The sequence below is a fragment of the Streptomyces similanensis genome (genome assembly GCF_039543625.1).
Lineage (GTDB): Bacteria > Actinomycetota > Actinomycetes > Streptomycetales > Streptomycetaceae > Streptomyces > Streptomyces similanensis.
This window is the reverse complement of record NZ_BAABKC010000062.1, coordinates 1-15,544: the sequence shown is the minus strand read 5'-3', so window position 1 is coordinate 15,544 and position 15,544 is coordinate 1. Positions and strand designations below refer to the sequence as shown.

Annotated in this window: 12 protein-coding genes and 2 pseudogenes; 6 read left to right on the top strand and 8 right to left on the bottom strand. The window is 68.6% G+C overall.

Features of this window, described 5'->3' with window-relative positions; translation table 11 throughout:
• Positions 1 to 203: 203 nt before the first annotated feature.
• Complete coding sequence (locus tag ABEB07_RS21450) at positions 204 to 611, bottom strand: hypothetical protein (protein ID WP_345669851.1); 408 nt, start codon at positions 609 to 611, stop codon at positions 204 to 206.
• 59 nt (positions 612 to 670) lie between these two features.
• Positions 671 to 2,176, bottom strand: a complete 1,506-nt coding sequence (gene rox, locus ABEB07_RS21445) for a rifampin monooxygenase (protein WP_345669850.1) — start codon at positions 2,174 to 2,176, stop codon at positions 671 to 673.
• A gap of 330 nt (positions 2,177 to 2,506) precedes the next feature.
• Between rox and ABEB07_RS21440 the strand changes: the two genes are divergently transcribed.
• Positions 2,507 to 3,313: an SGNH/GDSL hydrolase family protein gene (locus tag ABEB07_RS21440; RefSeq protein WP_176146531.1), complete on the top strand. Its 807-nt coding sequence runs from the start codon at positions 2,507 to 2,509 to the stop codon at positions 3,311 to 3,313.
• A gap of 295 nt (positions 3,314 to 3,608) precedes the next feature.
• Here ABEB07_RS21440 and ABEB07_RS39260 read toward each other — a convergent pair.
• Positions 3,609 to 3,869 (bottom strand): annotated as a pseudogene (locus tag ABEB07_RS39260) (helix-turn-helix domain-containing protein); the annotation flags it as partial.
• 1,102 nt (positions 3,870 to 4,971) lie between these two features.
• Here ABEB07_RS39260 and ABEB07_RS21430 point away from each other — a divergent pair.
• The 5 genes and pseudogenes from ABEB07_RS21430 to ABEB07_RS21410 form a co-directional block, all read left to right on the top strand.
• Complete coding sequence (locus ABEB07_RS21430; protein ID WP_425589048.1) at positions 4,972 to 5,724, top strand: DUF5753 domain-containing protein; 753 nt, start codon at positions 4,972 to 4,974, stop codon at positions 5,722 to 5,724.
• Positions 5,725 to 6,050: 326 nt separating this feature from the next.
• On the top strand, positions 6,051 to 6,395 hold the full coding sequence (locus ABEB07_RS21425) for a DUF6415 family natural product biosynthesis protein (RefSeq protein ID WP_345669852.1): 345 nt from the start codon (positions 6,051 to 6,053) through the stop codon (positions 6,393 to 6,395).
• A 548-nt stretch (positions 6,396 to 6,943) separates the two neighbouring features.
• Positions 6,944 to 7,456, top strand: a complete 513-nt coding sequence (locus tag ABEB07_RS21420) for a hypothetical protein (RefSeq protein WP_345669849.1) — start codon at positions 6,944 to 6,946, stop codon at positions 7,454 to 7,456.
• Between the two features lie 202 nt (positions 7,457 to 7,658).
• Positions 7,659 to 10,826, top strand: coding sequence for an RHS repeat-associated core domain-containing protein (locus tag ABEB07_RS21415; protein ID WP_345669848.1), 3,168 nt, complete (start codon positions 7,659 to 7,661; stop codon positions 10,824 to 10,826).
• 812 nt (positions 10,827 to 11,638) lie between these two features.
• Positions 11,639 to 12,002 (top strand): annotated as a pseudogene (locus ABEB07_RS21410) (RHS repeat-associated core domain-containing protein); the annotation flags it as partial.
• A gap of 489 nt (positions 12,003 to 12,491) precedes the next feature.
• On the opposite strand, the gene ABEB07_RS21405 reads toward ABEB07_RS21410, so the two are convergent.
• From ABEB07_RS21405 to ABEB07_RS21385, 5 genes are all read right to left on the bottom strand, one after another.
• The gene (locus tag ABEB07_RS21405) at positions 12,492 to 13,139 is read right to left on the bottom strand and encodes a transposase family protein (protein WP_345669847.1); all 648 of its coding nucleotides are present in this window, start codon (positions 13,137 to 13,139) and stop codon (positions 12,492 to 12,494) included.
• The gene (locus ABEB07_RS21400) at positions 13,052 to 13,447 is read right to left on the bottom strand and encodes a hypothetical protein (protein ID WP_345669846.1); all 396 of its coding nucleotides are present in this window, start codon (positions 13,445 to 13,447) and stop codon (positions 13,052 to 13,054) included. Before ABEB07_RS21400 ends, ABEB07_RS21405 begins: the two co-directional genes overlap by 88 nt.
• Positions 13,448 to 13,546: 99 nt before the next feature.
• Positions 13,547 to 14,086, bottom strand: a complete 540-nt coding sequence (locus ABEB07_RS21395) for an AAA family ATPase (RefSeq protein ID WP_345669845.1) — start codon at positions 14,084 to 14,086, stop codon at positions 13,547 to 13,549.
• Between the two features lie 167 nt (positions 14,087 to 14,253).
• On the bottom strand, positions 14,254 to 14,412 hold the full coding sequence (locus tag ABEB07_RS21390; protein ID WP_345669844.1) for a hypothetical protein: 159 nt from the start codon (positions 14,410 to 14,412) through the stop codon (positions 14,254 to 14,256).
• A 29-nt stretch (positions 14,413 to 14,441) separates the two neighbouring features.
• On the bottom strand, positions 14,442 to 14,633 hold the full coding sequence (locus tag ABEB07_RS21385; RefSeq protein ID WP_345669843.1) for a hypothetical protein: 192 nt from the start codon (positions 14,631 to 14,633) through the stop codon (positions 14,442 to 14,444).
• Between the last annotated feature and the right edge of the window lie 911 nt (positions 14,634 to 15,544).

Below are 15,544 nucleotides of genomic sequence, written 5' to 3'. Positions count from 1 at the left end.
CCGAGGATCGCTCATGTGGTTGAAGCACCTCACCTCAACCACATGATCCGAACCTCAAACAGCCCCTAGGAGGAGAGCGCTGAGACGCTCTGCGCCCGGGCCGGCCGGGCGCACCGTTCCAGATGCCGGGCCGCGGCTGTCACCCTCATACGGGCCGTACGGGATCGAGAGCCTGCGTCTCGGCCAGTCCTTCGGATACACGGTCACGGCCTCCCAGTCCTCTTCGGGCTCAGAGTGAGGTACGCGGCGAGCGGCGTGATGCGGGCTTCCAGGACGGCGTCGAACGGTTCTGGCGGCACCGGCGGGGTCGGCGCGGCGCCCTCGGCGCTGGTGTGGCGGTCGGGATCCCAGTCCCGGACGACCTGTTCCACCTCAAGGTCGGGCAGACGGGACAGGAGCGCGATGGCCGCCTCGACCTGGCCGGGATGCCGCTCCAGAGCGGAGATCAGTCCGGAGATCAGCCCGGCTCGGACCCGGCTGTGCCGCAGGATGGCGGGCACGTCCGCGGCGGTCACCGTACCATCGGCCGTCAGCGCGGCCAGCGTCTTCTCGCCGGCGTGAACCAGGAGCCGGCCGCGCAGCCGCTCAGCAGAGGTACGGGTCGAAGTCACCTCGCCTTCATGCGTCGACCCGGGGCACGCGGGGGTGGTGACGCACCAAGAGCGCGGGATCAACTCGACTGAACGGCGCGATCCGCAGCTGGTCGACGCGATGCGGCGGGCAGCCGATCCCAAGCGGGCCGGTAGTCGGCTGAGGCGGGGGCGCCGAACCACGTCGGCAGTCGTTCGGCGAGGTCGGACGGGTCCTCGCCCACCCAGGCCACATGGCCGTCGGGCCGCAGGAGCACGGCGGGGACGTCCAGTTCGTCGCTGCCGTCCACGACGTGGTCGATCCGGTCCGCCCAGCCGGCCACCGACAGCCGACCGGTCCGGTCGAGCAGCAGGCCGCGGCCCTGGTGCAGCAGTTCGTACAGGCGCCCCCGCTTCAGGGGCAGGTCCCGGAGGCGACGCCCGAGGAGTTCGTGGCCGTCGCCGAAGTCGTAGCGGACGCCGATCGCGATGATCTTCTCGGTCAGGCGGCGGTTCACCTCCTCGATGTCCATCAATTCCGTCAGCAGCCGGCGGACCGCTTGGGCTCCGGGCTCAAGGGAGATCAGTTCCATCTGGGCACGGGTGTTGTCGAGCACGTCGGCGGCGACGGGGTGGCGCTCGCGCTCATAGGTGTCGAGCAGCCCCTCGGGCGCCCAGCCGGCGAGCTCGGCGGCCAGTTTCCAGCCGAGGTTGAAGGCGTCCTGGACGCCGAGGTTGAGTCCCTGTCCGCCCATCGGCGGGTGGACGTGGGCGGCGTCGCCGGCCAGCAGGACGCGGCCGGCCCGGTAGCGCTCGGCCTGCCGGGTGCCGTCGCCGAAGCGGGAGAGCCAGCGCGGCGCGTGGATGCCGAAGTCGGTGCCGGCGACGACCCGCAGCCGCTGTCGTACCTCGTCCAGGGTCGGCGGGGCCGTGCGGTCCTCGGCCACACCGTCGGCCGGTACGACGAAGCGATACGCACCGTCCTCGAGCGGTCCGAGGCCGAACCGCAGCTGAGTCTTGCGGATCTCGGTCACCACGGCCTCCACCTCCTGCGGCGAGGCGGTCACCCGTGCCTCGCCGAGCAACGTGTCGACGCGGGAGGGCTCGCCGGGGAAGGCGATGCCGAGGAGCTTGCGCACCGTACTGCGGCCGCCGTCGCAGCCGACGAGGTAGCGGGAGCGCAGCAGGGTGCCGTCCGCCAGTTCGGCGGTCACCGCGTCCTCGTCCTGGCTCAGGGCGACCAGTTCGCAGCCCCGGCGGAACTCGGCGCCCAGTTCCGTGGCGCGCTCGGCCAGCAGGCGCTCGGTGATGGGCTGCGGGATGCCGAGGACGTACGGGTGCGCGGTGTCCAGTCGCGTCGGCGCCGGCTTGCGGATGCCCGCGAAGAAGCCGCCGAGCGGGTACTGCTTGCCCTGGGCGAGGAAGCGTTCCAGCAGGCCACGCTGGTCCATCACCTCGATGCTGCGCGCGTGCAGCCCGAGCGCCCGGACGATCCGGGTGGGCTCCACCTCCTTCTCCAGCACGACGGTGCGGATGCCGTGCAGCCGCAGCTCGGCGGCCAGCATCAGACCGGTCGGTCCGCCGCCCGCGACGATCACGTCGATCATGAAACTCCCTCTACCCAGGGCAGGCGTCCCACCTGCCCTTCGCTGTCCGGAGCGGAGATTGTGCGGCATGGGAGGGGCCTTGCCGCAAGGCCCCCCACCCGCTATAAGTTGAGAGTGGCAAGGAGTACGCACTCCCTGCCTCTGCCGTTTCGCTCCGCCGTACGGGTGACTGTCCCTCCGGGTAAATTCCGGGCGGTCGGCGGCCCGACGGCACCACGCCCGATGCACCTCCCTCCCGAGTTTCTGCCTCGGCGGCATCGACGGATCGGATTGTCAAGGTCGCGGACCGTGACGATGCGGGGGTGCGACGGGTGCGCGATAAACGGGTGCATGAGATCGTTGCGCATCCAGTCCTGGGCCTCCGCCCTGCTCCTCGCGGGCGCCTGTACCCTGGCCGGTCCGGCCAGCGCCCCCGCGGCACCGAACCGGGCGGCCCTGGACTACGTGGCACTCGGAGACTCCTACTCGGCCGGTGTCGGCGCCGGGGACTACCTGCCCGGGGGCGCGAACTGTCTGCGCAGCAGCCGGGCCTACCCCGCCCTGTGGGCCGCGGCGCACGCCTCGTCCTTCGCCTTCGCCGCCTGCAACGGCGCCAGGACCGGGGATGTGCTGACGAAGCAGCTCGGGGCACTGAGCGGCCGTACCGATCTGGTCAGCGTCACCGTCGGCGGCAGTGACGCGAGCTGGGCCAGGGTGATGGGGATCTGCGCGCTGCCCGGCACCACCGCGTGCCTCAACGCCATCGACACCGCACGCGCATACGTCGACAGGACGCTGACCGGGAACCTGGACCGGCTCTATTCGGCGATCAGGGCCAAGGCGCCGTCCGCCCGTGTCGTGGTGCTCGGCTACCCGCACTTCTACCAGCTCCGCGGCGCCTGCGCGCGGGGGCTGGAGGACAAGGAGCGGGCGGCGCTCAACGCGGCCATCGACCACCTCGACGGCGTGATCGCCCGGCATGCCACCGGCCACGGATTCTCGTTCGCGGACGCCCGGAGCGCCTTCGAGGGGCACGAGATCTGTTCCGCGGGGCCATGGCTGCACAGCATCGAGGTGCTGGACCTCACCGAGTCGTACCACCCCAACGCCGCCGGGCAGTCCCTCGGCTACCTGCCCCTCCTCAGCCGAGCGTCCTGATCCCGGCCGTCTCCGGCACAGAGGTCAGCGGTCCTTTGCCGCCCGGTTCGGCGGCCCCGGCTCGCGCCGAAGCCCGTCTCGTGTCCGAGACGTGGGTGCGGGTCGGACACTGGAGGTGGACCACGCTGCCGGTGTTCGACAGCAGATGGCGCCACTGCCGCATGCGCCTGCGGCCTCGGCCCGCAGCCGCCTCCCGCTCCGCCCGCTCACTCTCCCGCAGCCGGCCACCCGACGGCTCGGCCACCGGCCGGTCCGACGACGGAGATCCGTTCGTCTCCACAGGCAGGAGGGGAACCTCAATCGCCCGCCGGCGCGGCTGCTGCCACGACCAGCCGCGCCGCTTCAGCACCGCCGGTGCCCTCGACGGTGTCGAGACGTGGAAGAGTCGGTTGATCAGCGACTTGATCCGCGCGAGAGTCCACCGCTGGTCCGCCCAGCCGTGGGCCATCGAACCGCGCCCCAACTCGCGCCCTGAGCTCACCGTTTGTGCATCGCCGAGCCGGGGCCGCACTGGGGACCCCTTTGACAGGACCCGGCCTCCCCGTATCCGCGCCCTGCCCGTAGCCGCCGCCCCTGGGACTCCTTGTCGGATCCGGGCCTCGGCGCCCTCCCCGCTGGGCACCGGTCAGGCTGGACGCAGTCGAGGCGGTTGCGGCGGAGCGGCGATGAAGACGGACGGAAACCGCGGGGCCTGTTGAGTGAGGCGACCGTGCATGGCTGAAAAAGCGATTTCCGATCGGATAGTGACTGGTAGAAAGGAGATGTAGCCGATTTCTTTCATGTCGCGTCCGGGCCGGATGGCGCCTCCGCGCCGGGCGTACCCGCGGCGACCCGGCGTGCCCCGATCGCCGTACCCCCATCCTCTGTCGCCGGCCGCGCTCGTGGTCCGGTCGGCGCCTGTTCGTACGTACGCGCCGCACCCGGCGCCAGGGAACGTCACCAGCGGCTCGATCGAGGCGGCTCGCACACCCCCGCGGTACCGCAGGGACTCCTCGTTCCGGCGCCTTCGCGAGGACGGAGAGAGGAGCTGACGCGCACATCGGCAGCCGGGCGTGACCGGCCGGGCTCCCCGCGGGCCACTTGGGAGAAGCGGTGAAGGAGGGACCGTCGTGTCACGCCGTCATGGCCACAACGCCGCGCTCCGGGGCCTGTTGAGCGAGGCAGGCATGAGCGCTGCGGAACTGGCCAGAAACGTCAATCGCCTGGCGGCCGGCGAAGGCCTGACACTGCACTACGACCGCACCACCGTCGCTCACTGGCTCTCGGGATCCCGTCCCCGTGATCCCGTCCCCCAACTCGTGGCCGAGGTACTGACCCGCGGCATCGGCCGGCTGGTCAGCGTCGCGGAGACCGGCCTGGCCGGCGCCCGTTCACAGGCTTCCGGCGACGGATCGGACGAGGACCGCGCCGATCCCCTGCCGCGCCTGGTGGCCTTGGCCAGGACGGACGCCGATCCGGTACGCCGTGTGCGGCTGGCGCACTTGGTCTTCCGCCAGCACGGTGTCCCGGACACGGAGATCCGGGACATGCTCGAAACCCCCGGCCCCGCCTCGCTGCGGGCTGGGATCGGCGGCCCCGACGTGCAGCGGGTCCGGTTCGTGACGTCCCGGTTCGCCGCCGGCTGGCCGCGCTACGGAGGCGGCCACGCCCGCGCGGCCCTGGCCTCCTACCTCGGCGACGACGTGGGCCGCCTGCTGGCGCAGCCCGCGCCTTCGGCCGAGCGACGGGCGCTGCTGTCGGCGGCGGCCCAAATCGTCCAAGTCCTGGGTGACATGTCGGCGGACGCCGGCCTTCAGGGGCTCGCCCAGCGGTACTCGATGTATCTGGAGTGGCGCCGCCTGCACAAGGACGGGATGCGCAAGGTCCAGCAGAGCTGGAACAGCCTGCACGAGCAGACCCGCGTCTGCCGGGTCTACGTCTCCAACGTCCCGCCCGGCTTCTTCCAGACGCCGCCCTTCGCGATCGCCCTCATGGAGCAGATGACCCGCTTCCAGGGCACCCCCAACGACGTCACCGAAGCGGTCGCCGCCCGCATCGCCCGCTCCCGCTTCCTCTACGAGGGCGGGCACCGCTACGTCGTGCTCATGGAGGAGTCCGTCCTGCGGTTCCGCACCGCCGACCCCGAGGCGATGCGCGGGCAGTTGCGCCACCTCCTGGCGGTGATGCCGCTCGCCGCGGTCTCACTGGGCATCATCCCCTTCACCGCGCAGCGCACCGTGTGGCCGCTGGAGGCGTTCTACCTCCACGACGACACCGTGGCCGTGGTGGAGACGCTGACGGCGGAGATCAAGGTGACGCAGCCGCGCGAGCTCGCCGACTACGCCAAGGCGTTCGCCGGCCTCGCAGAGATGGCCGTCTACGGCGACCCCGCCCGCGACCTCATCCGGGCCGCGATCGACGCCCTGGGGTGAAATTCCGCAATTTCCCGCAATCTCATTGAGGACGGAGCCGAAGCCTCCGTAGCGTCGAACACCACCGACGCGACGCACTCAGCACACGGAGGCGGTGCCTATGAGCGCACCCACCCCGCCGACGACCAACCGGAAGACCGCGGTCTCCAGCCGGCCGCCTTCGGCCGGCCCTCCCCGGTGCTGATCGCCCGCGCCTACCGCGGCTACGCCCGCTTCCTCGCCGCCCGCGTCCCGGCCGCCGACACTGGCGAACACGGCCAGGACGACGACGCGGCGGCCCCGCGGCGAGCGGGGCCTACGCCGTGCTCCACGACCCCCAAGGCCGGATGGACGCCGAACTGCCCCTGGACCGCGCCCCGCACGAGGCACTCGTCACCGCCGTCCTCGCGTGGAAGGACCCGGACCTCGCACCCCGCGACTACGAGCAGATCGCCCTCCAGCTCACCGGCCACGCCCGCGCGGTCGCCGCCGACGTCCGCCGCCACGCCGCCGCCCTGCCCAAGAGCGACGGCCGCGGCGCCCTCGCCGAAGTCGTCCTTCGCGAAGCCGACGGACGCCTGTCCGCCCCGGTGGTAGGCACCGTCCGCTGCGCCCAGAACCGCGCCCGCCTCGTACAGGCCCTCTACGCGCGACTGGACCGCCTCAGCGAACCACTCCCAGCCACCCCGTAACCCAAAGGAGAGCAACTTTGGAGGCGGCGCCGCCAGCCCCGGGCTGTGGAAGCTCCGGGCTGGCCAATGCGCCAAAGACCCTGCCTTGAAGTCCGCGTTCGGATGGCGGTGGAGGGTGAGCTCTGCGGGCCGATGTTGGGGGACTGGTGCCCCGAGGACGTGGGCTGACGGAACTGATCTGTAGAAAGCCTTTTCGAGTGCCCCTGTTCGATGAGGGTATGTCTGTCTGTGTTGTCACACCGTCAGGGCTGGGCGTGACACTGTGGGGTTGGTGCGCTCAACAGCCTGACATGTTGCGGCCGTTGTATAGGTAACGCCTGTCGAGTGAAGGTTCACATGGGTCGAATCCGTGATCTCGCACTGCGTGCGTTCGCTAACGGTGCGTGATTTATTCATGGAATGCACCGCTCCGTCTCATGGTTTGGTGAAGATGTGAAGGCGCACCGCTCGGTGCGCCTTTGTTCTGCGTGAGCCCTCGGGGGCTGCTCGTGTGGGCTCTGGGGGCTGCGCTTTCATCGCGGAGGGGGATGCACGTGCGACGTGCACGGATGACGATCACAGCGACGGTGGCGGGGGCCGCTTTGTCGCTGCTGGGGGCGGGTGTGGCTTCGGCGGGTACGGGCCCGGTTCCCGCAGCGGGTACTTCCGCCACGCCCGCCGGTGCGGCGGGTACGGAGGCGGGCAATCCGGCCAGCGCGGTGGCGCAGGCGGCGGGTGTCTGCGCCGACGCCTACCAGATCGGCACCACGTCCTACATCGATCGGGACACCGAGACGATCGCGTCGGTCAAGCAGTTCTACTCGCCCCAATGCAACGAGAACTACGGCTACGTCTGGGTGTGGAAGTCGTTCCTGGACAAGAACATCAGCTTCGATCTGACGGCCGGGGTGTGGTCCTACGACCGTGACTCGCTGGTGGGCACGCGCAACGTGCTGGACGCCCGCGGCCAGGAGTTCTGGGGCAATGCCGCCAACACGGTCAGCGAGTGCACCTCGGGCTACGGCCTGATCGCCATCGCCGGCGAGGCCTCGCACGAGGTCCGTACCGCCAAGCGCTGCTGACACCGCATCACCGCCCCGCGGCCCGCAGGCGCGTACCGCGTCCCGGATGGGCCGTTCACGCAGGGCTGGGTGGCACCCCTGCACGGGTGCCACCCCGGTCGGTCCCTGCTCACATCCGCCGACTCGAGCATTGGAGTGGAACCTCGTGAAGTCTCGCATGCCCGCATTACGGTCGCGTAGACGATGGCTGCCGCTGTCGATCGTGGCTGCGGCGACCGCGACCGCCACCATGACCGCCACCCTGCCGGCCCTGGCCCAGCCCGCCGCCGGCGCGCCCGGCACCGTGTCGGCCCTGAAGGCCAGGCCCACACCGCTGGGCGTCACCAAGGCGCCGGCCAGCACCCCGGTGAAGGCAGCCGACGCCCGAGGCACGCTGCTGAAGTCCACCGCGGCCGCCACCGGCGTCGTCCCCGTCGGCGTGGGCCAGGTGCCTTGGTCGGACTTTTACACCGCCCAGCTCTCCGACGCGATCAGCGCCCAGGTCAACTACGACAACGGCAACCTCCTGGTCACGGTCAGCGGGTTCGACATAGCCGATGCCGGGCCCGGCCTGGCCTGGGGCCACACCTACAACAGCCTGGGCAAGGCCGGCTGGCGCGCCACCACCGGCTCCGACTACCGCGTCACCGAGGCTGCGTCCGACGCGGTCGTCGTCCGCGGCCCCAGCGGCACGATGGCCGTCTTCGCCCGCGACGGGGCCGGCTTCACCCCGGCCAAGGGCTACAAGCAGGACCTGAGCGAGTCCGACGACAAAAAGTCCTTCACCCTCACCAGCCGCCGCACGGGGGAGAAGACCACCTTCACCCGCGCGGGCACCACGGGCGACGCGCTCGTGTCGAAGGTGGAGGACAAGAACGGCAACGCCACCACCGTCACCTACTCCGGCGACCTCCCCTCCAAGATCACCGACGCGGCGGGGCGGACGCTGACCCTCACCAACGACGGCAGCCACATCACCAAGGTCACCGACGACACCGGCCGCTCGGTCGGCTACACCTACACCGGCGACCTGATCAAGACGTTCACCGACAGCGACGGCAAGACCACCGCCTTCGACTACGACGCCTCCCAGCGCCTGTCCAAGATCACCACGGCGCAAGGGCGCCAGACCACCTTCACCTGGGACAGCACCAAGGTCGCCTCCCTCACCCGGGTCGTGGACAACGCCACCGGCGCCGGCAACACCACCGCCTTCCGGTGGCTGCTGGGCCAGGACCAGACCACCACCGAAGGCACCGTCCGCATCACCGACCCGCGCGGCAAGAACACCTTCAAGACCGTCGACGGCTACTGGCGCACCAAGAGGACCGAGGACCCCCTGGGCCGCACCCGCTCCAAGACCTGGGGCCCGGACAACGACGTCGCCACCGCCACCGACGCGATGGGCGCCACCCCGGACGACGGGAACATCACGAAGTTCGACTACGACTCCGCCTTCAACCCCAAGAGCGTGACCATCCCGACCGGCGCGCAGGCCACAGCGACGTGGGTGAAGAAGGGCAGCGGCTACTTCCCCGAGACGCAGACCTCCGCCGCGGCGGAGAAGACCACCAACGGCTACGACGACTCGGGCAACCTGCTCACCTCCACCGACTCCACCACCGGCGGCACCGCCGCGAAGTGGACCTACACCTACAACCCCAAGTCCAAGACGATGGACTGCGGCGGCCTGCCCGGCCAGCGCTGCACCGCCACCGACCCCCGGGACAAGAAGACCAGCTACGCCTACGACTCCCAGGGCAACCTGACCAAGGTCACCCCGCCCAGCCCGCTCAAACCGATCACCTACACCTACGACGCCCTGGGCCGGCAGAAGACCGTCACCGACGGCCGCGGCATCACCACCACCTACACCTACGACAACCGCGACCGCGTCAAGACCCAGACCGCCGCCGGCACCACCGCCACCCTCACCTACGACGCCGACGGCAACCTCAAGACCCGCACCACCCCCGCCGGCACCTCCACGTTCACCTACGACGAGCAGAACCGCGAACGCCTGCGCACCCTGCCCGGCACCGCAACCACCCAGATCACCTACGACCCGGCCGGCAACGTCGACAGCGCCACCGACCCGGCGGGCACCGTCACCTACGGCTACGACGACGCGAACGAACTGACCTCCGTCACCGAACCCGGCGGCGCCCAGACCACGTTCGAGTACAACGACGACGGCAAGCGCACCACCACGACCTTCCCCGGCGGCACCACCCAGACCGTCACCCCCGACGACTCCAGCCGCCCCACCAAGGTCGAAGTCAAGAACGGCTCGACCACCCTGTCCTCGATCTCCTACGACTACAAGAACAGCGCCGGCAAGGACACCGACAAGATCTACCAGCGCACCGCCGACGGCGCCGCCACCGCCTACACCTACGACACCACAGGCCGCCTCACCAAGGCCGTCGAGACCAAGAGCGGCACCACCACCGCCGGCTGGGCCTACTGCTACGACAAGACCGGCAACCGCACCGGCGCCTCCACCGGCACCAGCCTCCCCGCCTGCAGCAGCGCCCAGCACACCTCCACCTACAACGACGCCGGCGAACTCACCGCCTACGACTCGTCCACCGCCTTCACCTACGACGGCGCCGGCAACGAGACGTCCGCCGCGAGCCCCACCGGCACCCGCACCGCCGAGAACTGGACCCCCTTCACCCAGCTCGCCGCCTACACCCAGTCCGGCGCCACCACCAACCAGACCTACGCCGGCACCGACAACACCCAGCGCCTGACCCGCGACGCGACCACCTTCGCCAACGCCGCGGTCGGCATCACCGGCCAGAGCGTGACGGGCACGGCCACCGGTTTCGTCCGCGAACCCTCGGGCACATTGGTGGCCATGAGGACCGGCGGCAGCAGCCAGTACTACCTGACCGACGCCCAGAACTCCGTCATCGGCCTGGCCGACACCACCGGCAAGCGCACCGCCACCTACACCTACGGCCCCTACGGCGAGACGCGCACCAACACCGGCACCCAGCAGCCCTTCCACTACACCAGCGCCTACCTCGACCCCTCCGGGCTGTACAAAATGGGCGCCCGCTACTACGACCCGGCCCTCGGCCGCTTCACCCAACCCGACCCCAGCGGCAAGGAACAGAACACCTACCTCTACGCCGCAGGCGATCCCGTCAACCGCAACGACCCCACCGGGCTGTTCAGTTGGTCTGACGCCCTCGATATCGGCAGCGATGTGTTCGGTGTGGTCACCGGATGCATCTCCGGAGTAGGCGCAGCGTCAACCTCCGGGGTCACCGAATTGGCCAGCGTTTTCGGCCCTGTAGGTACGGCGACAGCGGTCATCGGTAGCTGCGCAGTCGGAGGTGCCGCCGGTTACTACGGGGCAGACATCATCACTTACGATTAATCGACCCCAATGAGACGTATCCGGCGAGCCAGTGATCCTGGCTCGCCGGTGCATGCCGACAGACTTGCCGAAGAACTCGGTGGGCGTGCACTCATAGCGGCTTCTGTAGCACGTTACAAGGAAAAGGATCAGATTGATGCTGAGGCTAAAGATTGCAGTCGCGGTGATGTTTCTCGTCGGTATCGCTGCAATCATCCTGAGTGTGTCCGGCAACGGCGGGCACAGGCCGATAATTCCACTGATTTTGGGGATCATTGCCGTACTCTGCGGTGCGACCTTAACGGTGCTGATGATCCGAGGCCCTCGAGACTCATCACCAAGATCGTAGCAGCTGTTGCCGGTGAAACCTCCGATGGCAACAAGTACTGAAGGGAGTGATCGCCTGGAGGGCCCGCGGTAGCGGGCCCTCCAGGGTAAGGAGCGACAATGCGCAAAATCCCGCGTTACTCCGCCGCCGTCTTCATCCTGTCACTGTCCGTAATATGCCTAATTATTTTTTCTCCGAATGCAGCTGACATTCCTGGGGCTTGGTGGGCATCTCTGGTAGTGGCTATTCTTTCACTTGGGTCACTGCTCGTTATCCGCTTGTCCGGCAGGCGGAAAATGTAGTCACGTGCATTGCCATATCAGTGTCGCAGTCGCCCTTCGGTACTCTCTTGGGAGCTGCATCCGGCGGAGCAGTTGCTGCTCTCGGTCTCGCTCCCGAGGGTTACCTCGAAGCCGGCGTCGCCGGTGGCTTGCTCGCGCCCTTCGTGCCAGGCTTCTGAGCCGGATCAGCCCGGTGCTTGCTGTCCGCGGGAAGCACCGGGCTGGAGCGCGGGGGTACGTTGAACTCCATGACGAGCGGGGGCAAGAGCTACTACTACCTCGCCGACGCGATCGTCTCGGTGATCGGCCTGGTCGACGTGGACGGCAACAAGGTCGACACTTACACCTACAGCCCCCGCGGCGTCCGCCTCTTGGCCCAGTCCAACGAGCCGGTAGCCCAGCCTTACCGCTTCGCCGGCAACTACCAGGACCCCACCGGCCTCTACCCACCTCCAAAACCGCTACTCCGACGCCAACATCGGCCGCTTCACCCAGCCCGATCCCTCCGGCCAGGAGAAGAACCCCTATCTCTATGCCGAAGGCGACCCCGTCAACCGCATCGACCCCCAGCGGCTTGTACTCGATTGACGATTTTCAAGTCTGACGTCGGGTTCGTTAGTTCGACTGCGACAATTGGCGGAGTCATCGGCGGTGAGGTCAGTTCTGTCGTCCCGGTTGTTGGCACTGGCGCGGGCACCGTCGTGGGCGGTGTCGCAGGGGTCTCCTTCTGGGTGGGCTTCCTCGTTGGTGAAGCGGTGGGAAGTTAACCACACGCCGACGTTATTTACTTAGGATGACTGATGTTACGGGGTGCGCACTGTTGGTGCGGCGCCCCGAGGCTGAATCGACCGGGAGAAGGAATTGGAAAAGCGACAGCTGATCGTATTGCTGGCTGTGATTGTCGCCTTTGGTGTAGCTGGGCTAGCTATTGGACTGATGGGCTTCTCGCGGACAACAGCTCTTATTGCCTTCGCTATCATTGCTGTTCCCCTTCTCTACCTGATCTTCAGTCGGTTTCAACAGGACCGGTAGAGCAAAGAAGTGGATCACGACCAGCAATGCGCGGTAGATCGTCCGTCAGCGGTTGACTTCGAGGTTGGTCAGGAAGAGCAGGGCCCGCAGGAGGTGGGTGGCTCGGGCGGGGTTGGTGCGGAGTTTGGTGAGGGCGCGCCAGTTCTTGAGGTGGGCGAAGGCGTGCTCGACGGGTGCGCGTCCGACGGCGAGGGCGCGGTTGGCGTCCTTCTGGGCGGGGGTGAGTTTGCGGGTGCGGGTGGCGGCGAAGCCGGTGATGATCACGGGGTCGAGTACGTCGTTGTCCAGGCCGCGGAAGCCGAGGTCGGCGAGGCCGGCGGCGTGGAGGTGGGCCAGGATGTGATCGTGACGGGCGGCGGTGTTGGCGTGGGTGCGGCCGGGCCGGGCGGCGGATATCCAGATCAGAGGGCCCTTTTCGTCGGTCAGGGCGAGGAGGTGCAGGCCGTGACGATGGTGTTTGCCGGAGTAGTTGCGGCGGTTGGCCTTTCCCGTGCGGCGCTGGGTGGGGATGAAGGTGCCGTCGATCAGGACGACCTCCCCGCCCCGCTTGGCGACCGTCTTCAGGGCGCGGTCCAGGCGTGGGGCTTCGGCTGTGAGCAGGGAGATCAGTTCGTCGCGCCAGCGGTGGACGGTGGACTTGGACACATCGTTGCCGCCCGCCAGGTCGGCCAGGCGCTGATCGTGGCGCAGCACGGCCAGGACGACGCTGGCCCGGCGGCCTGCCGCACGGCCGCGAGGATCCGCTGGTAGTCCGCCGGGAGCGCGGTCTCCTCCACCCCCGGCGCGCGGTGCGGGATCATCATCACCGCCTGCCTGCTCACCTGCCCCGGCACCGGCGCGGTCTCCGCACGCTCTTGGGCGAGCTGCTCGCTCACCCGCTCCAGGACTCGCTCAGCGACGGCGAGTTCATCCCGCTCGGCCCGTATCTCCGCCAGCTGCTTGACTGGCTGCTCTTCGGGTTCGTCCAGCTCCGCGCGCCGTGCGGTGATCCGTTCCAGCAACTCAGGATCCCTACACCGGATCGTAGAAGGCCGTTGACGGGGATTTCGGGAAAAGGGTGTGAGCGAGCCTCCGTGACGGCTACCGCCACAATCCGGTGGTCACGGCCAGCCTGCTGCCCTGAGCACCGCTACGGCGACGTCAGCGACGGAGCCTGTGCCGGCATCGACGGTGCAGTCGTCGACTGCGGACCGGCTGAGGATTCTGTCCAGTTCACCGGACCGGTTCAGGTGCCATCGCAGCGCTTCGGGCTCGCTGTCGTGGCGCTGGGCCAGTCGCCGGTGGATGACCGACAGCTCGGCCCGGAGCCGGCAGACCGTGAGTTCAGCGCCCACGGCATCGGCCAGTAGCTTCCGCTCGTCCTGGTCCTCCATCACACCGGCGAGGACGAGGCGCGTCGCTCCGGCGTCAAGATAGTGACCGGTGACGCTCCGCAGATTCCGCAGCAGCATGCCGAAGTTGAACCGGTCACCGGGAGGCGCGGGCCACGACTTGCGCAGCCAGTCGAGATCGACGACGGAATGAGGGATCCCGGCATCGGCGAGGAGATCGCCGACGGTCTCGGCAACGGTCGTCTTGCCCACACCAACAGTGCCGTTGAGGAAGAGGGCGCGAGCGTCCCGAGGGCTGTTTGCGTGCATCCCGGCAGCGTACGTCGAATAGAGCGGGTGTCGGAGTCCTGCCCGTCCCTCGGGAAACACACCTCCTCCACCGATTCGAGCACCGAAGAACCGGCCAACCAACCGTTGACGGACGATCTACCGCGCAGACAGCCGCCCACGACCAGCGTGAGCACCCCCGGAGCCGGTCACACCAGCCCTTTGACCAGCAACTTCAAGTTGGCGGAGGCCCAGTGGTCCGCACCGGGTGCGGAGTGCATCGCGCGAGCCAGCACCAGGTGCTCATCGCGCATCGCCTCCAGGGTGTCGGCGGTGTCCGGGTGGTCGGGGTCCGGAATGACGTTCAACGTGAACCGGATGATGCTGCGGGCGATGCTTAATGCCGCCGTGTCGGGGGAGAGTCCAGTGCCCAGTCCCGCAGCGCGGACAGCAGCACGCACCCGACCTCGTCCAGCGCGAAGGAGTCCGTGCACGAATCGGTGGTCTCCCCGTCGACGGACGTGGCGGGCCAGACGATGTCCCCGGCCAGCCGCAGCAGGACGAACGTCAGCTCCGGGTCTGCTTCCACTCTGCTCGGCGGCGTAGGGGGCGCCCTCCCATCTGCAGCGCCAGGAGGTAGTCGAAGCCGCGCTTCCACCTGCTCGGGCGTCAGCGGGGTACGGCGCGGGATCAGATACGGCATGGAAGTCTCCTCAACTGAGTGTCGCCGCGCGGATCACGACGACTCCCAGCAGCCTCGGACGATCACCCTGAGACCAGCCGTCCCGTGTGCGCCGGCTGCGGCACCCGGTTCACCGACGCACGGTGGAAGGCCATCGAGCCCGCCGGGTGGGGGCGCCCCACGGGACACCCATCCGCATCTGTGAGACGACTGCAAGCAGCGGGCCATCACCGCCGAACGTCAAGCCGAACAGGCTGGGCCAGTCATACGCGAGCACCAGGACCACCAACAGGCCGTGCCTGGGCAGAAGGCTGGCGGCTGGCTCGCGCGCTTCCGCACCTGACCTGGGCCCCGTCTGCGGCCGCGCGGGCATAAGCCGTTTGAAGAAGAGGCCTTCGAGAGCGGCCGAGGTCCACGGCAGCCACTCGCGGGCAGTGTCCGCTCGGGACACCAGTCCCGTGGTGACGGTTTGGGTGCCCCGGCTGGTGACTGTCTTCCCGATCTTCGCAAGATACGCGTCAGTCATTTACAGGCGCCAGAGGTTCCTGTGGTGCGGTAAAGATTACATCAAGGGATGGGATAGTAAGCCTTTGAAACAAGCGGTTTGGTCGCTAGATCACCTTTTTGGACTCCTTCTGTTGTCGTGTTCACACCTTATGCTCGCCCTTCGGTCCATCACAGGGCCTTCACAGGGAGGTTGAGCGTGCATCAGCACATTCCCCCGTCGCCCAGATGGCGACGGGGGCTTTTTCGGAGAGTGGCCGCGCCCATAGCCGGTTCACTGGCCCTGGCGCTATCCGTCTCGGTCCTCGAGGGCA

Coding starts and splice junctions, on each gene's coding strand:
- rox (WP_345669850.1), bottom strand. CDS start 2,176: ATGATCGACGTGATCGTCGCGGGCGGCGGACCGACCGGTCTGATGCTG.
- ABEB07_RS21440 (WP_176146531.1), top strand. CDS start 2,507: ATGAGATCGTTGCGCATCCAGTCCTGGGCCTCCGCCCTGCTCCTCGCG.
- ABEB07_RS21425 (WP_345669852.1), top strand. CDS start 6,051: ATGGACGCCGAACTGCCCCTGGACCGCGCCCCGCACGAGGCACTCGTC.
- ABEB07_RS21420 (WP_345669849.1), top strand. CDS start 6,944: ATGACGATCACAGCGACGGTGGCGGGGGCCGCTTTGTCGCTGCTGGGG.
- ABEB07_RS21395 (WP_345669845.1), bottom strand. CDS start 14,086: ATGCACGCAAACAGCCCTCGGGACGCTCGCGCCCTCTTCCTCAACGGC.